A 21,570-nucleotide genomic window follows, 5' to 3' on the forward strand; every position below is an offset into this window, starting at 1 on the left:
CTGCTGGTCAAACATGCAATTGTGGGTATATATGTGTAAAGATGTCAGTATGAAAGACGACGTTTTTGCTGTTATCGCTGACCCTACACGGCGACACATCCTCCAGGCACTAGCCGTCGAACGACTGGCCGTTGGTGAGCTCGTTGAGGAGCTGGGCGTCAGTCAGCCCACCGTATCCAAGCACCTCAAAGTGCTGCGTACCGCCGGTCTGGTCGAAACTGAAGCCGTGGGCCAAAAGCGTTTTTACTCTATTACCCCCACTCCCCTCACCACCGTTACCGACTGGGTAGATGGTTTGCTGGCTGCCCCCGCTGCTGAGCCTGAAACCGCTTCTATTCCCGAGGAGACGGAAGAGGTGCCCGCTCCGGTCGTTGACGTGCCCCACCCCAACACCGCCGGTATTACCTTTACCCCGCTGACCCCCTTTACCCCCGTGCTCGATAACCGGGTGGACGAAGATATCGTAGAGAGCCAGGAAACCCAGGAGGCTCAGGAAGCTGCGAGTCAAGAGAGCCAGGAGGTCGCTGCTCAGGAAGCTATCCGTCAGGTGGTGGCTGACTCCGAGGCTCGTGCTAGAGTTACTGACTCTCAGGCCTACAGCCCTGCCGGTGAAGAAACCGGCGATGATCGCGGATTGCTGGCCAAGCTTACCCGCTGGGGCCGCCGTAGCTCCCGCTAGGCTCCTGCCCTAACACACTGCTAGTTTCAAAGGACACCGTAAGACTGTATGGCACACCACCAGCAGCTTCTCGACTGGATCGAGAATGAACTGATTAACCAGACCCTGAACCTGGGTGATAGTTTGCCCGATGACAGGGTACTGGCCCACGAAGTGGGGATCAGTCAGAACCATATACGGGAGAGCCTTAAGCACTGCGAAGAAATCGGAGTGCTGAGGCTCTATGAGGGGCGCAAGAAAAGCATTATCGCCCAGCTGGTGCGGGAACCGGCAGCTTCTGCCGGGCCAGCCGTCAGTCTTTATTTGGCGAGCTCTCGTTCTCCTCGGCAAGACCTCCTATCGACCTGCCTACTTCTTGAAAGCCACGCGCTGGCCGGGCCCGCCTTCGACCAGACCGCCTTTGAAGAGCTCGACCGTATCGTTGAGGTTATGCAGGACGATGCTACTAGCCTGAGTGATTTCCACGAGCTCGAAGCGGATTTCCACATCCAACTCGGAAGGCTATCGGGCAATGCCCTTATCTCTGCTCTGCTAGCCACCCTGCGTGATGCCATGATTGAGGCCCGCTTTGAGCTTGTCAGCCAGGTGCCGCTGTGGAGCGCTACGTCGTCTCGCCTGCGTATGGAGTACCGGGCTATTGTCGATGCTGCCCGCTCCGGTGACGCAGCGCTAGCCCAGACCCTGCTCAAGGCTAACCTGCAGGAGCGTTTTTCTGAAGCGGGCCACCCGGTAGATATTGATACCTCGGATCAGGGCGGTAGCGGGGTCAATCTTGAACCCATTGAGGTAGAGACCCAGGAGCTGGTTCCAGAAGACTGGGGCGGCCCCATTGAGCCTGAGCTTTTTGAAGCTCTCACCACCATCCAACCTATCGAAGCAGCCCCTACAGCAGATTTGCCCCCTGCCAAGAGCGTAAGCCGCCGGAAGCGAGGGACGGTGAGCCCGGTCGTCCGCGCCGCTAGCTCTGCCGCCAGCCCTGACCCCGGGGCAGCAACCTCCCAGGAAGCCGAGACGCCCACGGCCAGCGAGGCCCCCGAATCGCAGGATGCAAGGGAAGAAACTGCCAGCGATGGTGCTGAAGCCGTAGCCCCCCAGGGCGACAGAAATCAGCCCTCCAAAAAGCGTTTTGACGTCGTTGGATATTTTGGTTTCCGTAAAAGCGCCCCCGCTCAGGGCAATACTGAAGCCGGCGAAGAACTCTTTGACGCCGATGCGGAGGGGGATCCCGAAGAAGAGGCCGCTACCCTGCGCGAGGGCTACGAATACGCCACTAGCGACCGCTAGAGGGTAGATAAAACGAGAAAATGCTCTCACTTGCCGGTGAACAGTCGGCGAAAAGCCCTGTTTGCCTGTAGGCTTGGGAGAGAGCGTTTTTTCACGCCGAGGGTATTGCTATGCCCTTTATGCGTGCTTTGGAGCGTTTATACCGGTATAGCGCCCGGATAGCTACCGACCTACCGCCCCCGGGTGGTTGCTGTCGGCCGGGTATCGACCACTATTTAATAAGTGAGGTGAATCCAATGGGTTCAGTTATCAAGAAGCGCCGCAAGCGTATGTCTAAGAAGAAGCACCGCAAGCTTCTTCGCAAGACTCGCCACCAGCGCCGCAACAAGAAGTAAATTCTTCACCGCGAGCCCCGCACCTGTTTCGGTGCGGGGCTCGCGCTGTATCACCGGACTTTTCGGTGCGGACGAGCCCGCTCGCCTCGTGGGGGAGGGGCGGGTTAGAGTGGAGCAATGGCTACACCACTCATTGAACTGCTCACTAAGCCCGGCTGCCACCTGTGCGAATCTGCTCGGGAGACGACCGGCCAGGTGGTAGGCAGCTACGGGCTGACCTACACAGAAATCAACGTTGAAGAGCACCCTGACCTGTTGGAGCGTCACCGCACCGAGATCCCGGTGCTGCGGGTTGACGGTGAGGTTAAGGACTTCTGGCAGGTCAATGCCAAACGCCTGGCGAAGATTATTGAGAAGAAACTGGCGGAGTAAACCGGTGGGGTTGCTGGTTAGCGCTTACTGACTAGGTTTGAGAGACTAGAGATATGAATACTTCTTCGGCAACTGTTACCGTGCACCTGATGCGCCACGGCGAGGTGCATAACCCCGACCGTATCGTGTATGGGCGTCTGCCCAATTACCACCTGTCTGAGACAGGTCAGAAGATGGTGCGCCTGTCTGCCGAAGAGTTCAAGCGCCGCGCGGACGCCGGTGCCAACATCGTGCACCTGGTCTGCTCCCCGCTCACCCGCACTCGCGAGTCGGCTGCCCCCATCGAGGAACTGCTGGGCCTGGTTGCCCAGCCCGATGAACGCGTGATTGAGGCCGGGAACTACTTCGAGGGTCTGCACGTGAATAAGCAGGAGCTCTTGAACAACCCCCGCCACTGGAAGCACCTACTCAACCCCCTGCGTCCGTCCTGGGGTGAACCCTACCGGGACCAGGTGGAGCGTATGGCTGAGGCTATTAAGGACGCCGCCCGCACCGCCTACGAAAAAGGCGGGGACGGCGCTGAGGCGATTATTGTCTCGCACCAGCTACCCATCTGGATGGCCCGAACCTCTGTAGAGGGCGGGGTGCTGCCGCACGACCCGCGCAGCCGCCAGTGCAATTTAGCTTCCATTACAAGCTTTACCTTCCCCAATATCTTCGCCTCTGGCAAGCCCAAACTCTCCTATGTTGAGCCTGCTGCCGAACTCTATTCAGGTGTTATTCAGTTACCGGGGTCATAATGGCACCGACTACAAGCGCACACCACACTGACCTGAAAGACCTGTAATTCATGTCTACCTCTTTCCCCCTACGTGTGAGCCGCAAACAGGCCCTGAGCATCGCCGCTTTAGGAACTGTTGGCCTGCTCTCTGCCTGCTCATCAAGCCAGGACTCCCTGGCTGCTCAAGCAGATGCCGGAGACTCCAAGGGCTACATCGCCGGTGATGGTAGCGTCACCGAATACGCTGCTGGTGAGCGCGGTGAACCCGTTGACTTCGAAAGCGAACTTTTTGACGGTACCGTCGTCTCAGCCACCGACCTGCGTGGTAAGCCCGTGCTGCTGAACTTCTGGTACGCAGGGTGCGCCCCCTGCCGTGTTGAAGCTCCCTGGCTCAACGAACTGCACGACACCTACGGCGAGAAGGTTGCCTTCTACGGGGCCAACGTGCGTGACGAAAAAGGTACCGCTGAGGCTTTTGAGAAGAACTTCTCCGTGCCCTACCCCTCCTTCCGCGACGTGACCGGCAAGGTGCTGCTTGCCATGAGCAAGTACGTGCCTGCCCAGGCGGTGCCGACCACGGTCGTCCTCGACGCTGAAGGACGCGTAGCGGCCCGTATTCTGGGGCAAATCGACAAGTCTGTGCTGGGCACCCTGCTCGAAGACCAGGTCAGTGCCTAGCTTCGGCAATATCGTTCTCGACGGCTCCCTCTGGCTCGCCCTGCCCCTTGCGGCACTGGCGGGCCTGGTCTCGTTTGCCTCCCCCTGCGTACTACCGCTGGTGCCGGGCTACCTGGGCTACGTGACCGGCCTATCGGGGGGAGAGATGAGCCCCCGCCGCCGCAACCTGCGCATGGTCACCGGTATCGGCCTGTTTGTGCTGGGATTCTCCTTTATCTTCGTGCTCATGTCTGTGGTCCTAGCCCAGCTAGGGGCGGCCCCCTGGCTGCGCGGGCAGGGCTGGGTCAATCTGGTGCTGGGCCTGCTGGTGATTGTGATGGGTCTGGTCTTCATGGGCCGCTTCGACTTCTTCCAACGCGACCGCAAAATTGAAGCCAAACCCCCGGCCGGCCTCTGGGGTGCCCCGATTCTGGGCATCACCTTTGGTCTGGGCTGGGCCCCCTGTATCGGCCCGACCTTTGCGGCCGTGCAGACCCTGGTCTACACCGGAGGCTCCGATAACACCAAGGCGGTGCTTCTGACCCTGGCCTACTGCTTGGGGCTAGGCATCCCCTTCCTGCTCGTGGCGCTGGGCGTTGCCCGCGGCGTCAACACCATGGGCTGGGCCCGCCGAAACCGACTCCTGCTCCAGCGCCTGGGCGGTATCATGCTCATCATCATCGGCCTGCTTCTTGCGACCGGCCTCTGGACGCAGCTGATGTCCTGGTTCCAGGCCAGCATGCCGGTCTACGAACTCCCTATTTAAACACACCCCACACTGACGCACCGAACCGAACATAGCAAGGAAAACATGGCAGAGACTCAGGACGCCCCGGCCCTAGGCCCGCTGGAAATGCTCCGCTGGGCATGGACGCAGCTGACCAAGATGAACACCGCCCTCTTCCTGCTGCTCATGCTGGCGGTCGCCGCTGTGCCCGGTTCAGTCTTTCCCCAACGTATTCAGGACCCCGCCACTGTAGCCGACTACATCGAGGTGCACCCCACCTGGGGCCCTATCGCTGATAAGCTCCAGCTCTTTGACGTCTTCTCGTCGGTCTGGTTTGCGGCTATCTATATTCTGCTTTTTGTGTCCCTGATTGGCTGCGTCATTCCCCGTGCTACCAAGCACTATCAGGCCATGCGGTCAGGGCCCGCCCGCACCCCCAAGAACTTCTCCCGCCTACCCCAGCACCGCACCCTCACCATCCCCGTGGATGCCGGTACCGGGGAATTAACAGCCGCCCGCGCTATTGAGGACGCCGCCGCCGTCCTGAAAAAGCGCCGCTACCGTGTCGAGGTACGCGAAGAGGCCCCGGGAGTCGTGAACGTTGCTGCCGAACGCGGCTACCTGCGCGAACTGGGCAACATTCTCTTCCACCTGGCCATGATCGGCGTGCTGATTGCGGTAGCGATTGGCTCCCTCTTTGGCTACAGCGGCCAGCGCGTGGTGACCGAGGACGAAACCTTCGTCAACTCCCTGGTCGCCTATGACTCCTTCAGCTCCGGCACCAACTACAACCCCGACTGGCTGGTGCCCTACTCAGCCACCCTCAACAACCTGACCGTCGAATACGACCGCCAGGAAGGCTCACCCACCTACGGCTCAGATATCAACTACGAAGCTGACTTCACCCTCACCAGTGCAGACGGTGAACAGCGCGAGCAGACCCTCAGAGTCAATGAACCCATCTACTTTGAGGGAACCTCTATCTACCTGCTGGGCAACGGTTACTCGCCGGTCGTCCGTATCACCAACACTGACGGCTCTGTTGCCTACGAGGGGCCCGTGGTGGGCCTACCCTCGGGTCGTAGCTACCTCTCATCTATCGTGCTGAAGGTTCCGGACGCCCACCCCGACCAGCTGGGCTTCGTCGGCATGTTCCTGCCCACCGGCGAACGCACCACCGGCAGCGCCCCCACCTCTATCGACTCAGACCTGCTCAACCCCATGCTGGTGCTCCAAAGCTACGCGGGCGACCTCGGGCTTGATAACGGCGTGCCCCAAAACGTGTACGTACTCGACGTTGATAGCCTGACCCCGCTCAACACCATGGCTGCCGGTAACGGCATTGTGCTCGATGCCAGCAACAACACCGCCGCCCTGCCCGATGGTCACGGAACTATCGAATTCCTGGGTGTTAAGCGCTACGCTGGCATTGAGATCAGGTCAGACCCCGGTCGCCCGATCGCCCTGGTCTCAGCAACCCTACTCTTTGGCGGCCTGCTGATCTCGGTCTTCGTCGCCCGCCGCCGCGTCTGGGTACGAGCCACCGAAAGCGGCACCGGGCCAGACCGCGTACTCACCGTCGAATACGGCCTCTTGGCCCGCGGCGAAGACCCCCGCCTCGCCACCGAAGCCGACAAATTCACCGACCTCTTTGCAGAGCGGTGGGGACTAGAATTTGATGAAGCCTAACCTACCCATCGCCCGCCCCGGGGCAACCCGGCCGGGCACCGGCGTCCGCGCCCGACCTCAACCTGTGAAGTGAGAACACCATGTCAGAAGTCAACATAGAGCTCGCCCGCTGGAGCGAACTCTTCATGTACCTAGCAGCCATCACCTACATGGTTGCCTTCGTCGCCTTCGCCTGGGACGTTGCCGCCCACTCCCGCACCACCAAGCGCCTAGAAGCAGCCAATGCCCCCGAACCTGAAAAGGAACTCTTGGGCGCGGGCACAGCCGTCAAGAACGCCCGGTCTGCCCGTATCACCGGTACCGAACAGGGTACCGGCGCCCGCGGCATGGGCTACAAGCGGTCAGCTGCCGCTAAAATCTCCGGCCACGTTGCCGACTCAGAAATGCGCTACGGTACCGGCGAACGTCGCCCCGCCGCCCGCGCCGGTGTGGTCATCCTGGGTCTGGGCTGCCTCATCCATCTAGCCGGTGTGCTCTCCCGCGCCTTCGCCGCTAACCGCGTGCCCTGGGGCAACATGTACGAGTTCTGCACCACCGGCGCCCTGCTCGTAGTCGTGGTCTACCTGGGCTTCCTCATCTTCCGCGACCTGCGCTTTGTAGGCACCCTGGTCTCTGGCCTCGCCCTGACCATGATGACCGCAGCCACCATCGCCTACCCCACCCCCGTAGGCCAGCTGGTGCCCGCTCTGCAGTCCTACTGGCTGGTCATTCACGTGTCCATTGCCGTGCTTGCCTCAGCTATCTTCACCATCACCTTCGCCATGGCAATCCTGCAGCTGGTACAAACCTCCCGCGAACGCCACATCATCGAAGGCAACGACAGCTCCCTGGCCCGCCTGGGCTTCATGCGCCTCATCCCGTCATCCACCGCCCTCGAAAACTTCTCCTTCCGCCTCAATACCGTAGGTTTCGCCATGTGGACCTTCACCCTGGGCGCCGGTGCTATCTGGGCCGAGAAAGCCTGGGGCCGCTACTGGGGCTGGGACACCAAGGAAGTCTGGACCTTCATCATCTGGGTCGTCTACGCAGCCTACCTGCACGCCCGCGCCACCCGCGGCTGGTCAGGCCCGCCCAGCGCCTGGCTCTCCATCGCAGGCTACCTCTGCATCATCTTCAACTTCACCGTGGTCAACGTGTACTTCTCGGGTCTGCACTCCTACTCGGGTCTGTAAACCGGTTTATCGCTGACGCTTTTCCACAGGTTCAAAGAAGCCCCCGCACACTGTGTGCGGGGGCTTCTGTGTAGGTCTTGTTCGGTAATAATCGACAAAAGTCTTGAAACCTATCTAGGTAGATGTTGTACTTAGGTACAGAAGGAGGTGCCCATGAACCCCACCACCTACCCGCCGGCCCTGGTGCGGGCAACCCTGCCCACCGCCGTCCTGGCCTGCCTGGCTCAAGAAGACCTGCACGGCTACGGCCTGGCTACCCGCCTGGAAAAGATGGGCTACGGACGCCTGCGCGGCGGCTCCCTCTACCCGGCCCTCTCCAAGCTCGAAGAAGCCGGGTACGTCACCACCAGCTGGACGGAAGGGGACGCCGGCCCCGCCCGCCGCCAGTACCGGCTGACGGACGCAGGCGCCCGCCAGCTCGCCGACGAACGCGCCACCCTGGCCCGGCTCACTAGCGCCCTCAGAGCCTAAACCCACCAGACGTTTCTATATGACTCAAGGAGGAGACATGGCAAACAACCCCTACGAACGCCTGACCGTCGCAATCGAAGAAGCCAGCGACAACCCGGCAGACAAAGACTGGGTACAAACTGCCTTTGCGACCCTCGCTACAAACGGTGTCAAAGCAGTCACCAGCGAAAGCGCCATCAACCGCGTCATTAGACAGATCGCAGAAAGCGGCGAAAGCGCCACCGAACTCTACGGTAGCCCTCAGGAATGGGCCGCAGAAAAAATCACCATCTGGCGGGAAAAAGGAACCCAGGCATTTTCCGAAGACGAGCCGTGGGCCCTCAAAGAAGTGGTTGTGGCAGGTCTCTTTACCGGGGCATTTTTTAGCATCCTGTTCTGGGCGGTCAGCGTACTACCCAGCGATAGGCCAAGCTCCCAGCCGGTGGGCTTCTATCTTCTTCCTGGGGCCTTGGGCATGCTTTTTCTTGCTCAGCTCGTTACCTTCCAACATAGCCGTAAAAAATTTGGCTTTACCACTGCCGTACTTCTGACAGCGCTCGTTATTCTGGCTGGCTCAGCAGCTATCGGGCTTGGTCTATTTGCCTCCTACGAGGTTTTCACCCAGCGCCTGCCCAACTGGGCCCACCTAGTGGCTGCCCTGGGGCTGGGTGTTTTGGGAACAGCTGCGGGCTTTCTGCTGCCCTCACCTCCGCAGGTTACAGGCCTAGATGAGGAAGAAGATTACCAGAGTGATGAAACCTGGCTTGCTCGATTCAAGCAGGAGTTGAGGGGGCGCGGCGATATCTCAGACGCCCGCGTGCGGGAAGAAGTTTCCAGAGTCAAAGAGCATGCGTATGAAAGTGGTAGTAGCTACTTCGAAGAATTTGGCCACCCGGTAGCCTATGCCCGTTCCCTCTCAGAACAAAAGAAGGTCAAGCCCTACCGTCTCTATCTGCACTCCCTACTCATGCTCGCAATATTCGGTATATGGGGCTACGGACTTTACACGACCGATGACTACGCTAGCTTGACCTGGCGCCTGCCACTCTTAGTTGTCATTGTCATCGGCGGTTTTCTTGAAACCAGAAGGCACTACCGGGCCTACCGCCAGGCCAAAGCGCAGGCCAGCTTATTCTGACGCTGGGTGATCCTTATCGTCCGTGGGGCCGGTAGCCTCGTCGCCCTGCCCGGGAGCCTGCTTGCCAGGGGCAGGGCCCTGCCCACCGGCGTCCTTACGGTTCTTGCGCTGCTGCCACTCGGCGTCCTGGCGCTCGCGCCGGGCCCGGGCCTCAAGAAACTTCAAAAACTCAGGGTCATCATCGGGAGCCACCGGCGGCTTAGCAGCAGGCGCCCCAAAAGACCCGTGGCGCGACCCGCGCGGCCGCCCCAGCCAGAACCACAGCACCGACCCCAGCAACGGAAAGAGCACCAGCACAGCAAGCCAGGCCCCCTTAGGCAGGGTGCGAACGCGCAAACGGTCGGTCTGGGCTGCATCCAGAATCGAATAAATCCACACGCCCAGCAGAAGAGCGGCGCCGCTAATAATCAAAATAGCTCTACCCATACCACCATTTTTCCATGAACAGGCCCGCCCACCCCTCTTTGTGCGCTCACAGCGTGCCAGCTGAGCAGACGCCCGCCGCGCAGACCCTACCCGCAGCGGATTGGGTAGAATGAAGGGGTGAATTTTCTGAAGTACTCCCTGCTCCGTCTGCTGTTCTCAGCTGCCGCCTTCTTCGCCTCCTACTACTTTGGCGTGGGCTTCATTCTGGCTATCATCTTCGGCGCGCTCATCGGCTTTGCCATCTGCTACCTGGCCTTCCCCCGCCTGCACGACGCCGCAGCCGCCGATTTTAATCGGATGATCCGCCGCAAGAACAAGCCCAAGAAAACGAGCCTAGAAGACGAAAACCAGGCGATTGAAGACGAGCTGGATGAAGCAGCCCGCCGCAGCCAGGGCCTTTAGTAGCCGGTAAAGACGGTGGCCCGCTCAGCAAAGATTTCAAGCGGGTGCAGGGCTACCGCCAGGGCAATGAGCAGTGAATAAATGAGGGCAATGATGCCAGCCTGCTTAAGCACCGGAATCAGGTCGCGGCCCAGGGCACCCGAGAGCACCACCAGGGCCGAATGAACGACCGGCCCAATCAGAATAAAGGCCAGAGCGTACCAGGGGTTCTGCGGAACCAGCAGGGCGGTCAGGGCCAGACCCAGACCCATCTCTACGGCGTAGGTGATGCGCGAAGCACGGTCACCCAGGCGCACCGCCAGGGTTTTCTTACCCGCATCAATATCGGTGGGAATATCGCGTACGTTATTAGCCATCAGCAGGGCACAGGAGAAAAGCCCCAGGGCGACGGCGAAGACCCAGGAGCTCAGCGTCAGCTGGTTGCTCTGGGTAAACATGGTGCCGAGGGTAGCGACCAGGCCAAAGTAGATAAAGACGAAAATATCGCCCAGGCCCATGTAACCGTAGGGGTGCTTGCCGCCGGTGTAACCCCAGGCCGCCAGCACAGCCGAGGCACCGATAGCCAGGAACCACCACTGCTGCGAGAGCATAATCAGGGCCAGACCGCTCAAACCGGCCAGACCAAAGCAGATAAAGGCTGCCATCTTCACGTGGGAGGGCTTGGCCACGCCCGAACCGACCAGGCGCAGGGGGCCCACACGGACCTCGTCCGTACCCTTAATTCCATCGGAGTAGTCGTTGGCGTAGTTGACACCCACCTGCAGGAAGAAAGCCACGAGAAAGGCCAGCAGAGCACGGACGGGCTTGAACTGGTGCACCTCATAGGCGGCCGCAGAACCAGCAATAATAGGAGCTGCCGCCAAGGGGAGCGTGCGCAGACGCGCCCCTTCAATCCACTGTGCAACCGTTGCCACTGTTATGCTCCTTATCAACCCAACTCTCGATGTGGCGTCGCTACGCCACAAATACACACCATTCTCTCACTTTTTAGCGGTGGGCGCCCGCTAGTGGCCGCGTGACCTACCCCGGTTTGCCAACTGGGCTTTCCAAGCTTCTGCAAGGAGCGCCTGGACGGCCCGCCGGTCAGGCTTGCCGGTGGGAAGAGTCGGCAGGTCAGGGAGCACCTCAACGAGTTTGGGGGCGGACGCTGCCCCCAGCTTTTCTGCCACCAGCTGGGGGAGGGCGTCCGCAAGCTCAGAAGCGCGTGCGCTGCTGCCCGCCACCAGGGTGACGGCGGCGGTGATGGCGGTACCCCAGCGGGCATCTGGAACCCCAGCCACCAGGGCCTCGCGCACAGCCGGGTGGCTCTCGAGGGCGGTAGCTACGGCTGCCGCGCTGGTTTTGATACCTCCGGAAATCAGCACGTCGTCGGCGCGACCCGCTACGGTGAGGGCTCCGGTGCGCAGGTCTTGGGTGCCCAGATCGTCGGTGCGGTACCAGCGGATTCCCTGACCGTCTACAAAGAAGTGGGCGGCGGTGCGTTGAAGGTCATTAGCGTAGCCGCGGGCGATGGTTGGCCCGCCCAGCCAGATACGCCCGGGAGCTTGTGGGTCGGCGGCATCGGCTTCTATCTGCACGCGGACGCCCGGCAACGGCTTGCCCTCGTAGACGCAGCCCCCGGCGGTTTCGGCCGACCCGTAGGTGCGCACTACGGGGAGCTCCAGGGTGTGGGCGGTCGCGATGAGATCGGCGCTGGCCGGTGCCCCGCCCAGCAGAATTGCAGAGAAAGAGCGCAGAGCGGTGAGGGTTTCTTCGCGGAGGGCGCCCTCCGGGGTTTCGAGCAGGCGGTGTAGCTGGGTGGGTACCAGGGAGACCACCCGGTGCGGGGCTGAGAGTTTTTCGGCGGAGCTGACGAAATCCTGGGCCGTAAAGCGGGTGCCCTCGCTGACTGAATCGGTCAGGACGGGGGCGGTACCTGCCAGGGCAGACCTCGCCACCACCTGTGCCCCGGCAACGTACTGTAGGGGCAGAGCCAGGAGCCACTGGGCGCTGCTTGTCCCAGTGGCTGTTTCTGTGCCCTGAGCCGAAGCACGTAATGCTGAGGTAGAGAGTACCGTCTGTTTGGGGGTACCGGTGGAGCCGCTGGTCGTGACCACCAGGGCGGGGTCGTCCTGCCCTCTCTCTAGCTCTGCGAAGCGGGTGCTGAAAGTATTCAGGGCTTCGGCGACCTGCTGGGTGGTGCTGGCGGGCTGATCTGTTCCGACGCGGACGGCTGCCCTTGGAACGGGCAGCGCAGGTGCAGGGAGCGGGCTAAGGGAATCTAGTATCATGGCTCTTTTTAGTCTACGCCTGGTAATTATTGCCTGATAGTACGCCTGCTCGGTAATCTTGTAGGTAACACCTTCTGCTTCTCAAAGGTCGAGATAGGAGCCATCCCATGCTTGAGGTAACCGGCGTCGAAATCGCGCTTTTGTTACTGTATCTGGCTCTGCTGGTGCTCTTCTTTATAGTGCTTCTGGGGTTTCACAAGAAAAATAAGACCGAGATTCGGGTGATTCGTAAGCGCCTGGGCTTGGGCGAGAATGCCATAGGTAACACCGACAAGGGAGCCTAACCATGACTGTACTTGCTACTAATCCGCTGGTGCCCACTACTGGGGAGGCCGTTCTTTCTGTGATTTGCCTGGCCTACCTGGTCTTCATGCTGGTTTTCTTGGTCTTTCTGGTCAACGTGCTGCTGACCTGGCACCGCAAGAACAAGCTGCGCATCATCGAGCTGGAATTCGAAGAACGTGCCATTGACAACCGCAAAGCTGCCCGGCGCATGGCAGGTCCTGAGGCTTAGCCCTGGGCTGAACGCAAGGACGCCCCGCCCTACCTTCCGTGGAGAAGACGAGGTGGGGTGTCCTACTCGTAGTGGTACCTCACCGCTGCAATGCGTACAGAGTTGCCCACGATTTTGTAAACCAGTCGGTGTTCTTCGGTAATTCTGCGGGACCAGTAGCCGGAGAGGTTGTTGCGCAGGGCCTCTGGCTTGCCAATGCCTTCGTTACCGTTGCGTTGGATATCTTTGAGTAGGGTATTGATTCTTTTGAGAACCTTGCGATCTTGCCTTTGCCACCACAGGTAATCTTCCCAGGCCTGACTGCTCCAGATAAGTTCCACGCTGCTGCCTAATCTTCGAGAAGTGCCTGGCTGGATCCCCCGCCTGCTTCAAGTTCATCGATTGCATCGAGTAGCTTACGGGCATTGGCAGGCGAACGTAAGAGGTGAGCGGTCTCTTTGAGCGATTCGTATTCGGCAAGTGAAAGAATGACGGCAGGTTCGCGCCCTGCCCTGGTGATGACGACTTCTTCAAGGTCTTCTACCGCGATATCGAGTACTTGGGCGTAGTTGGCGCGGGACTCGGTGTAGGTCATAGTTTTCATCAGAACCTCCTGTACAGAAAACTGTACTCGCAGCAGGAGATGGGGGCAAGGCACTACATGCTATTTATAGTTGTAGCCCCAAAAACCTTTACCTAACAGGTGTAAAAATAAAATTATCTGGACCTAAATTTTTGAACTATCTAGGCATTAATTATGATGGAGGTAACTGTTGCCTGAATATGCCCTAGTAGACACGCTACCTTAGAGGATGCAACTATGATCGCTACTCTTTTCGACCGTAACTTCACTCAGAATGAGCTGAGCAAATTCTCTCGTGTCTGGTCGGAGAAGCTAAGGGAAGTTGAAGAATCTGGTGGTGGTGCAACTGAGAAGCAGTACACCCAGCAGTTTTGGATTGGTTTGCTCAAGTGCTTTGGTATATCGGATGAGCGTACCCTATTGTTTGAGCGCGAGGCTAAGCGTGCATCAACTCAGAACCGTGGCTGGATTGATGTGTTCTGGCCGGGCATGTTCTTGGTGGAGCAGAAATCAGTTAATAAGCCCTTAGAGGCTGCTGTGCTTCAGGCTGATGATTATCTGAGTGGTGGGTCAATTTCTGACCATGAGTGGCCGCAGTATGTGATTTCCTGCAATTTCAAGAGCTTTGTACTCACCAACTCTAAGACGAATGAGACCTGGTCTTTTACTCTGGATGAGCTACCGGAGCACGTAGATCAACTGAAATTTATCGCTGGCCAGGAAGTTATCGATAAGCGCGAAGAGGAAGAAGCTACGATTAAGGCTTCTAGGATTATGGCGCGTCTATACCAGTCTTTGGTCGGTGAGGACGCGGATGCTCCAGTGGGGGAGGACGCCCCCGAGAGCGCTGGCCAGGAAGACCCTACTGTCGAGTGGGCATCGATTTTTCTAACCCGTGTTTTGTTCTTGCTGTTCGGTGATGATGCAGGTCTTTGGGAGAACGACCTTTTCTACCGCTTTATTGAAGAACGGACACAGCCGGATGGTTCTGACTTGGGGGTGCAGATTGCAGGTTTGTTTGATTACCTGAATACACCTGAGCAGCAACGGGCACGGGTGCAGAAGAATGTTCCTGATCTGGTACAGCGGTTCCCTTATATAAATGGTGGGCTCTTCGCTGAGCGTACCCCTGTGGAATATTTCAATGCTGAAATGCGGGATGCCTTGCTTGATGCTTGTCGTTTTCGATGGACTCGTATTTCAACAGCAATCTTTGGGTCTATGTTCCAGCTGGTGAAGTCATGGGAGGCCCGTCGTGCCGCTGGTGAACATTACACTGCTGAAGTAGATATTCTGAAGACTATCGGCCCTCTCTTCCTGGATGAATTGAGAGCTGAAGCTGATCGTTTGATTGCTTCGAAGTCGACTAGTAGGGCGTCTTTTACTCGTTTCTTGGATTCTTTGACCGAGATGCGTTTTGTTGATCCGGCGTGTGGCTCTGGAAATTTCTTGCAGGTTGCCTATGCCAAACTGCGTGAAATTGAGACTGACATTTTAGCTGAGATGAACCGCCGTAAGGGCGGAGAGACCCAGCTACTGGGTACTTTGGATACACGGTTATCGATTGAACAGTTCCATGGGTTTGAGATTAATTGGTGGCCCTCGCGCATTGCTGAGGTAGCTATGTTTTTGACGGAGTTCCAAGCTGACCAGTACTTGGCTTCGAAGATTGGTGATGCTCCGGCCCGTCTCCCGATTGCTACTACCGCTCAGATTGTTCATGCGGACGCCCTTGCCTTAGATTGGCGGGCAGAGGTTCCGGAGACTCGGGGTAAAACCTTTATTTTCGGGAACCCGCCATTTATTGGTCAGTGGACCAAGACTAAGGAGCAGACCGAAGCGATGAAGCGGGTCTGGGGGAAAGACTATGACGGTTACCTGGATTTTGTGACGGCTTGGTTCAAGAAGTCCTCAGATTTCTTTACGGGCGCTGATGTGACATCATCCTCCGAGAGAGAGAGAGAGAGAGAGAGAGAGAGAGAGAGAGACGGGGAGTTTGCCTTCGTTTCAACCAATTCTATTTCTCAGGGGCAGGCCGTGCCTGCGCTTTTCGGCTCGCTCTTTCGAGACGGTTGGCGTATCAAGTTTGCCTACCGCACCTTCCCCTGGAACTCGGAAGCACCAGGTAAGGCCGCTGTGCACTGCGTAATTACCGGCTACACCCGCGATGCGGCGGCCCGTCAGCGCCTCTTTGAATACGATTGGACGGCGAAGACCCACCACGAGCTCAACGTCAAAACCGGCATCAACGCCTATTTGCTGGACGCCGCGAACGTGCTCATCAGGAAGAGGTCGAAGCCGCTAAGTCCTGAGTTGCCGCCTGTCCAGCGAGGAAGCCAGCCTACAGATGGTGGCAACTTGATTGTTGAACTCGATGAGTACGGTGAAGTTTCTGCTGACCCAGTAGCTAGTAAATACTTGCGCCCTTTCCGTATGGGGAAGGAACTTGTTCGCGGGTTAGATCGCTGGTGCCTTTGGATGACCGATATCGATTCACAAGATATCCAGAGAAGTCAAGTGCTTAAGTCACGCATTGAAGCTACCAAGAAAATGCGACTAAGTAGTAAGAAAAAGGCTACTCAGCTGAAATCAAATACTTCCTATCTATTTGACGAAATTCGGCAACCCGAAAATAATTACGTTGCAATACCAAGAGTAGTTTCTGAAACTCGCTTATTTTATACAGTAGATCACTACCCCTCAGAAGTAATCGCGGGTGACAAAGTCTATACAGCAAATGATCCTGAAGGTTTCCTCTTCGCAATCATTAGTTCATCGATGTTTATTACTTGGCAAAGAGCCGTTGGCGGTCGCCTGGAATCACGTTTAAGTTTCTCGAACACCATTGTTTGGAATAATCTTCCCTTGCCTGCTGTGGAGCCTAAGTTGCGCCAGCAGATTATTGAGGCGGGTAGGGGTGTGCTGGCTGCGCGTGATGCTATTGCTGAGCGCGCGGGCGGTACGAGGTCGTTGGCGGATATGTACAACCCGTTGGCGATGGATAAGGGTCTGCTGGATACCCATAAGAAGTTGGACCGTCTGGTAGATAAGGCGTTTGGTGCGCCGAAGATCTGCACATCGGAGACTCAGCGCCTTGAAATACTATTTACAAAATATTTAGATATATAGGAAATTTTTATGAAAATTTCAAGTGTGCAAATTAAGAATTTTAGAACTGTTCAAGAAGCAAATATTAACTTTGATTCAATAACAACATTTATTGGGCCTAATGGCGTTGGGAAATCGACAGTTCTTCGTGCTTTAGACTGGTTCTTTGAGGCTTATTCATAAGGGGTAACCAGCAGCCAAAAACACCAGACCCCGCACCACCGAAAACACCCGCCCATACAACCCCAACGGCCGCCTGAACCCCGTATGAAGAATCCGCCAGGTCTTGATACGTGCGATGACCCTCTCCACCACCGACCGTAGCCGATTCAGCACCCGATTATTTCGCTTCTGCTCCTTGGTGAGCTTCTGCCCAGGCTTACGCTTTGCCGGGGTAACTAACCCCAGACCCACGTAGCCCTTATCAGCCAAAGTCGAAGAATCAAGTAGTTGATCTAGACTATGGGCTCTGAAAGCATGAGCATCATGTCTAGCACCAGGCAACGGGTCAGTGATAGCCAGGAGCCTGCCATCGAGGGTGCAGATGACCTGGTGATTAAATCCTGCTCGTTTATGCTTACCAGAGAAGTTTCTTTTCCCTTGTGAACGCCAGTTCCAGGTGGGAATAAGGGTTCCGTCAATCACGAGGGAACCTGATGCTTTTAGCCCCTCTTGCAAGGGTCTGTTCAGTGGTTTGAGAACCTGGGTGAGGGCTTTTTCGATGGTGCTGATAGTCCGCGAGATGGTGGGCTGTGAGACGTCGAAGAGGTGGGCGAGGGCTTCTTGAGTGATGTTGTGTCGGTAGCTCAGTAGTGTTACTTTGAGGGCCTTAGCCAGGGTAAGTCTGCGGGGTTTTTCGGCTGGTTTGGTCCAGGTGAGGTGGGTGTTGAGGGCTGTGAGGAGTGTGGCGAATTGCGTGGCGGTGAGGCCGGTTGTACGCTGGTGTAGCAACGGTTCTTCCGGTGTGGCTTGAGGTTATTTGTAGTGATTTAACCCTCTTATTTTTGTCACCTGGTGGGGCCGTTGTCTAGTTGGTGGGGGTGGGTGTGTGGACCCCCTTATGAATAACCCTCTTTAATGGAGACATAAAAACTGGAGAGCTAGCAGATGAAGATGTGTTTTCGGGAACTCCGGAGGAAGATATCAGTGTAGCGGTTACTTTCTCAGATTTGACAGTCAGCGACAGAGAAGCGCTTGGGAAATATGCTCCCACAGGTTCTACTTCCGTTACAATTTGGAAAATTAGAGAATTTTCCACTGGTAATGAATATCTATCTGCAAATTATCTTACTTATCCAGGATTTTCGGAATTACGCCAGGCTAAGAATGCAAATGAAGTAAAAAATATTTATTCGAGTTTAAGGTCAGATGGAAATCTGCTTAACTTGCCTGAAGCTAATACTAAGAAAGCAATTGAAGAAGCAATAGTTATATGGGAATCTGAAAATATAGATAAATTGGTAGAAGTTCGAGAAAATACCTCAACACAGCTCTTTGGCTTTAACGGTAAAAGTATACTTGGCGGTATTTTTGACTATGTTTTTATCGATGCAAACCTTAGAGCTAGTGATGAATCTGAAGACTCAAAGGGATCGATTCTTTCAAGAATTCTTGATTTTTATATAGATCGCAAGCAATCTGCTGCCGAGATTCAGAATATAACTAGTCAAACAATTCAGAGTCACCAAGATGAAATATTTAGTATTTATTCGGAGAATCTTGAAAAAATAAACTCTAATATTAATACATCAATTGAAAGCTATTCGTCAGGTAGGAAAGTTCGGGTAATTCCGACTCCACTTGAGATGAAAACAAATGGTGCGAGTTTTACAATAAACATTTTAGATGGGGAGACTGTAACATCGGTCGAGAAGCAAGGGCATGGTTTTCAAAGAAAGTTGCTTATTTCCGCATTACAATCTCTTGCGAATATAGCGGCCAACCAGTCAGAGCGTGTAATATTTTTGGCTATCGAAGAACCTGAGCTGTATCAGCATCCAATTCAAGCAAGGAACTTTGCAAAGGTATTGCAAGATTTGGCTTCTGACTCTAGTAAAGGCGTCCAAATTGCGTATGCAACACATAGTCCGTTCTTTTTGGATGACAAGAAATTCGAGCAGGTAAGAAGAATAAGCAGAGTAAATACCAATGCAGGGTCGGTGGCTTCTATTGGTGTGGCAAAGAAAGAAAGAATTATAGAAAAGCTTGCTTGTGTTGTTTCTGAAAATACTATAAACAGCCAGCTTGGAAAGATTATAACTGGTCAGATTGCTGAGGCATTGTTCTCAAACGCTGTATTAATTGTGGAGGGAAGCACTGAAGCAGGAATATTTTATGGAGTGGGAGATAGGGGTAGGGTTGGATATCTCGAGTCTTTAGGGATTAGTGTTATCCCAGCAGGATCGAAGATGAATGTTCCCTTATTGCATGCTATATTGTCGGAATTTGGCGTTCCTACTTATTGTCTGTTTGATGCAGATTCTGGTTGTGAGGAACGCGCGAGATCAGCCGGTAAGTCTTCGAGAGATGTAAGGAATGATGTTGCTAATCAAGTTTCTCAGAATAATAAAATACTTACTTATTTTGGTAAAGAACCGGTTGATTTTCCACCTCAAGGAATTTATGACTCATTTGCTGTATTTAAAGATCACCTAGAGACTTTTTTAAAGGAAGAGTGGTTAGGGTGGGAAGAAAAGTGTCTACTTGTTGAGCGGGAAATGGCTATCAATATTTCGAAGAATAATGAAGCTTATCGAATTATAGCTTTGGATGCAACAACTGAAGTTCCGGACTTTATTCAAGAAGTGTTTAATAAAGTTGTTTCTCTGGTGAGGGACTAAAGATATGTTTTTTGTAATAAATTATCCATATTGATAATTGCTTATTTTTATAGAATTTATTGTAAATTCCTATCTTTTAAAACATCTACAAGCGAGGGTGCAGGCTAATATCTTACCATTTCAATAATCAATACTGAGGCTTATTCAAAAGTCTCCCCAGCCGCAAAAAACACCAACCCCCGCACCACCGAAAACACCCGCCGGTAAGACCCCAACGGCCGCCTGAACCCAGTATGCAAAACACGCCAGGCCATAACATTGGCAATGACTCGCTCAACGACCGAACGCAGCCTATTGATCTGACGATTCACTGCCTTACGATTCCTGCCTAGCTTCTCACCAGCAGGCCTCTTGTTCGGTGTCACCAGCCCTAGACCGATATAGCCCTTATCAGCCAAAGTCGAAGAATCTAGGAACCGATTCAACCCGTGCTCCTTGAAGCAATATGCATCATGCCTAGCCCCAGGTAACGGGTCTGTCATCGCTAAGAGTTTACCGTCGAGCGTGCAGATAACCTGATGATTAAAACCAGCCTTTTTGTGCTTGCCTGAGAAATTTGTTGTACCTAATGAACGCCAGTTCCAGATGGGTACGAGTGTCCCATCAACTACCAATGAGCCAGGGACTCTTAGACTTTCTCTCAAAGGTCGATTCAGTGGAGAGAGGATTTTCTCTAAGGCGTGTTCGATGGTGTTGATGCCCCGCGATATCGTTGGCTGAGAGGTGCCGAAGAGGGCTGCTAAGAGCTCTTCGGTGAGGTTGTGGCGGTGATAGAGCAAGGTGGCTTTGAGTCCTTGGGCTAGGGTGAGCGCTGGCGGTCTACCGCCTGGTTTGCCCCAGGTGAGATGGTGGGTGAGGTTTGTTAGTAGTGTGGCGAATTGCTGGCTGGTTAGTCCTGTTGTACGCTGGTTGGGCAACGGTCTCTCCGGTGTGGCTTTGAGAATGTTTGTAGTGATTTATTCTCAATTTTTTGCCGCTGGTGGGGCCGTTGTCTAGTTGGTGGGTGCGGGGCGGTTCCTTACTTTTGAATAAGCCTCACTGTATGTTCTTTATTGTTAATTTCATGATAGAACCGTCAGCAATTTTGTTAGCTTCCAGTTTAAGGGGCATATAGATGATAAGGCGTCTTAATCCCTAAATTCCCGCCGTCCTGCCCTCTTCGCAAACGCGTCGAGGGCAGCCAGGACGGCGGGGCACGTCCACACTTTCTGCCCGCGCACCTTCTTCTCAACCCGCAAAATCTTGGCCTCAACCAGTGCATCCACCAGGCGATAGGCCGTAGCCTTCGAAACCCCAGCATGCTGTTCCAACATGCTTGCCGTAAAAGCAGGCTCCGCACACACAAACCGCGCCAACAAGCGGGCAGAGTGGGTAACACGAGAACGAGACCCCAAAATCTCCGCCTCAACGCCCTCTAAATCAGCCGCCAGTAAGCGTGCATTCTCAAGCGCCGCATCCACCGACCTCACAAAGCACTCAAGCATCGGCACCACATCACCCTCACGGTAGGCCGTCAGAGCTTCAACATAATCACCAACATCGTGTAACAGACCGCTTGAAATAGGTACCGTGACATTCCTCGTCACTCCACGAGCGCGCAGAATTGATGAGACCAAAGCCCTTCCCGTTCTGCCATTACCGTCAGTAAAGGGGTGAATCGTCTCAAACTGGGCATGTGCAATTGCCGCCTGCAGAGTCGGATCAATATCCTGCCTGGCTGCAAAAGCCACCAAATCATCAACAAGAGCCGGAACCTGCTCCCAGGCAGGCCCAACATAATCAGCGGTGACTGGCGACTGCCCACCAATCCACACCCATTCTTGCCGAAAGGTTCCCGCGTCCTCCTGAACACCCTGTGTTAGTTCCCGATGCATCGTCAAGATTGCGGCGCTATCAAGATGTTCTGCTAAATCAATAGCGGCTTTCATAGCCGTTACATTGCGAGCAACTAACTTGGCGTTGCCACCCACTTCAGCACCCAGTGAAGCCAGCGATAGCTTGCGTGCATTAACCGTAAGATTCTCGATCTGAGAGCTGGTCGCTGACTCGCCACGAAGCAGAACCGCCGCAAACGGAAAATGAGAGAGCTGCGAAAACTCCTGGTCAAAACGAGTCATTCGGGCAGTCGCCTCAGCAACCAGGGCCGAAATCTCAGGAGTAACAGAAACCTGTCGCTCGGCGATAAAGGGTACTACTGCGGCGCTAAAATTACCGCGGTTTCTTA

General features: G+C 55.5%; 25 protein-coding genes. 17 read left to right on the top strand and 8 right to left on the bottom strand.

Annotated features, from left to right (window positions below; translation table 11 throughout):
* Positions 1-49 precede the first annotated feature (49 nt).
* From HWU94_RS02540 to HWU94_RS02590, 11 genes are all read left to right on the top strand, one after another.
* Positions 50-679, top strand: a complete 630-nt coding sequence (locus tag HWU94_RS02540; protein ID WP_185174179.1) for a helix-turn-helix transcriptional regulator — start codon at positions 50-52, stop codon at positions 677-679.
* Between the two features lie 48 nt (positions 680-727).
* Entirely contained in the window at positions 728-1,963 is a 1,236-nt protein-coding gene (locus HWU94_RS02545; RefSeq protein WP_185174180.1) for an FCD domain-containing protein, read from the top strand.
* Positions 1,964-2,199: 236 nt separating this feature from the next.
* A complete protein-coding gene (locus HWU94_RS02550) occupies positions 2,200-2,298 on the top strand; it encodes a 30S ribosomal protein bS22 (RefSeq protein ID WP_005504750.1) in 99 nt (32 codons plus the stop codon).
* A 117-nt stretch (positions 2,299-2,415) separates the two neighbouring features.
* A complete protein-coding gene (locus tag HWU94_RS02555; RefSeq protein ID WP_185174181.1) occupies positions 2,416-2,670 on the top strand; it encodes a glutaredoxin family protein in 255 nt (84 codons plus the stop codon).
* A gap of 53 nt (positions 2,671-2,723) precedes the next feature.
* Complete coding sequence (locus HWU94_RS02560; protein ID WP_185174182.1) at positions 2,724-3,410, top strand: histidine phosphatase family protein; 687 nt, start codon at positions 2,724-2,726, stop codon at positions 3,408-3,410.
* Positions 3,411-3,460: 50 nt separating this feature from the next.
* Positions 3,461-4,069, top strand: coding sequence for a TlpA disulfide reductase family protein (locus HWU94_RS02565; RefSeq protein ID WP_185174183.1), 609 nt, complete (start codon positions 3,461-3,463; stop codon positions 4,067-4,069).
* Positions 4,062-4,814, top strand: a complete 753-nt coding sequence (locus HWU94_RS02570; protein ID WP_185174184.1) for a cytochrome c biogenesis CcdA family protein — start codon at positions 4,062-4,064, stop codon at positions 4,812-4,814. The genes HWU94_RS02565 and HWU94_RS02570 overlap by 8 nt, the downstream gene beginning before the upstream one ends.
* 45 nt (positions 4,815-4,859) lie before the next feature.
* On the top strand, positions 4,860-6,464 hold the full coding sequence (locus tag HWU94_RS02575; protein WP_185174185.1) for a cytochrome c biogenesis protein ResB: 1,605 nt from the start codon (positions 4,860-4,862) through the stop codon (positions 6,462-6,464).
* Positions 6,465-6,544: 80 nt separating this feature from the next.
* On the top strand, positions 6,545-7,636 hold the full coding sequence (gene ccsB, locus HWU94_RS02580; protein WP_185174186.1) for a c-type cytochrome biogenesis protein CcsB: 1,092 nt from the start codon (positions 6,545-6,547) through the stop codon (positions 7,634-7,636).
* Between the two features lie 153 nt (positions 7,637-7,789).
* Entirely contained in the window at positions 7,790-8,107 is a 318-nt protein-coding gene (locus HWU94_RS02585) for a PadR family transcriptional regulator (RefSeq protein WP_185174187.1), read from the top strand.
* 37 nt (positions 8,108-8,144) lie between these two features.
* On the top strand, positions 8,145-9,224 hold the full coding sequence (locus tag HWU94_RS02590; RefSeq protein WP_185174188.1) for a hypothetical protein: 1,080 nt from the start codon (positions 8,145-8,147) through the stop codon (positions 9,222-9,224).
* Here HWU94_RS02590 and HWU94_RS02595 read toward each other — a convergent pair.
* A complete protein-coding gene (locus tag HWU94_RS02595) occupies positions 9,216-9,650 on the bottom strand; it encodes a PLD nuclease N-terminal domain-containing protein (RefSeq protein ID WP_185174189.1) in 435 nt (144 codons plus the stop codon). The genes HWU94_RS02590 and HWU94_RS02595 overlap by 9 nt on opposite strands.
* Before the next feature lie 117 nt (positions 9,651-9,767).
* Here HWU94_RS02595 and HWU94_RS02600 point away from each other — a divergent pair, with 117 nt between their 5' ends.
* Entirely contained in the window at positions 9,768-10,052 is a 285-nt protein-coding gene (locus HWU94_RS02600; protein WP_185174190.1) for a DUF4229 domain-containing protein, read from the top strand.
* On the opposite strand, the gene HWU94_RS02605 is transcribed toward HWU94_RS02600, so the two are convergent.
* Complete coding sequence (locus HWU94_RS02605; protein WP_185174191.1) at positions 10,049-10,966, bottom strand: 1,4-dihydroxy-2-naphthoate polyprenyltransferase; 918 nt, start codon at positions 10,964-10,966, stop codon at positions 10,049-10,051. The two genes, HWU94_RS02600 and HWU94_RS02605, sit on opposite strands and share 4 nt — an antisense overlap.
* Before the next feature lie 90 nt (positions 10,967-11,056).
* Positions 11,057-12,322, bottom strand: coding sequence for an AMP-binding protein (locus HWU94_RS02610; protein WP_185174192.1), 1,266 nt, complete (start codon positions 12,320-12,322; stop codon positions 11,057-11,059).
* Between the two features lie 107 nt (positions 12,323-12,429).
* Here HWU94_RS02610 and HWU94_RS02615 point away from each other — a divergent pair, with 107 nt between their 5' ends.
* Positions 12,430-12,606 (top strand): hypothetical protein, encoded by a 177-nt coding sequence (locus HWU94_RS02615; RefSeq protein WP_185174193.1) that lies wholly within the window; start codon positions 12,430-12,432, stop codon positions 12,604-12,606.
* Between the two features lie 2 nt (positions 12,607-12,608).
* Positions 12,609-12,836, top strand: coding sequence for a hypothetical protein (locus tag HWU94_RS02620; RefSeq protein WP_185174194.1), 228 nt, complete (start codon positions 12,609-12,611; stop codon positions 12,834-12,836).
* Between the two features lie 62 nt (positions 12,837-12,898).
* Here the strand turns inward: HWU94_RS02620 and HWU94_RS02625 are convergent, their stop codons facing one another.
* On the bottom strand, positions 12,899-13,156 hold the full coding sequence (locus HWU94_RS02625; protein WP_185174195.1) for a Txe/YoeB family addiction module toxin: 258 nt from the start codon (positions 13,154-13,156) through the stop codon (positions 12,899-12,901).
* An 8-nt stretch (positions 13,157-13,164) separates the two neighbouring features.
* Positions 13,165-13,419 (bottom strand): type II toxin-antitoxin system Phd/YefM family antitoxin, encoded by a 255-nt coding sequence (locus tag HWU94_RS02630; RefSeq protein ID WP_185174196.1) that lies wholly within the window; start codon positions 13,417-13,419, stop codon positions 13,165-13,167.
* 219 nt (positions 13,420-13,638) lie between these two features.
* On the opposite strand from HWU94_RS02630, the gene HWU94_RS02635 reads away from it, so the two are divergent.
* Complete coding sequence (locus HWU94_RS02635) at positions 13,639-16,527, top strand: class I SAM-dependent DNA methyltransferase (protein WP_185174732.1); 2,889 nt, start codon at positions 13,639-13,641, stop codon at positions 16,525-16,527.
* Between the two features lie 9 nt (positions 16,528-16,536).
* Positions 16,537-16,689 (top strand): AAA family ATPase, encoded by a 153-nt coding sequence (locus HWU94_RS02640; RefSeq protein ID WP_185174197.1) that lies wholly within the window; start codon positions 16,537-16,539, stop codon positions 16,687-16,689.
* Here HWU94_RS02640 and HWU94_RS02645 read toward each other — a convergent pair.
* On the bottom strand, positions 16,684-17,457 hold the full coding sequence (locus HWU94_RS02645) for a transposase family protein (RefSeq protein WP_185173408.1): 774 nt from the start codon (positions 17,455-17,457) through the stop codon (positions 16,684-16,686). The genes HWU94_RS02640 and HWU94_RS02645 overlap by 6 nt on opposite strands.
* A 164-nt stretch (positions 17,458-17,621) precedes the next feature.
* Here HWU94_RS02645 and HWU94_RS02650 point away from each other — a divergent pair, with 164 nt between their 5' ends.
* Complete coding sequence (locus HWU94_RS02650) at positions 17,622-19,346, top strand: ATP-dependent endonuclease (RefSeq protein WP_185174198.1); 1,725 nt, start codon at positions 17,622-17,624, stop codon at positions 19,344-19,346.
* A 140-nt stretch (positions 19,347-19,486) separates the two neighbouring features.
* Here the strand turns inward: HWU94_RS02650 and HWU94_RS02655 are convergent, their stop codons facing one another.
* Entirely contained in the window at positions 19,487-20,263 is a 777-nt protein-coding gene (locus tag HWU94_RS02655) for a transposase family protein (protein ID WP_185174199.1), read from the bottom strand.
* A 210-nt stretch (positions 20,264-20,473) separates the two neighbouring features.
* Complete coding sequence (locus HWU94_RS02660) at positions 20,474-21,463, bottom strand: Fic family protein (RefSeq protein WP_244956005.1); 990 nt, start codon at positions 21,461-21,463, stop codon at positions 20,474-20,476.
* Positions 21,464-21,570 lie beyond the last annotated feature (107 nt).

Origin of the sequence: Rothia nasimurium, from assembly GCF_014217215.1 — a bacterium.
GTDB lineage: Bacteria > Actinomycetota > Actinomycetes > Actinomycetales > Micrococcaceae > Rothia > Rothia avistercoris.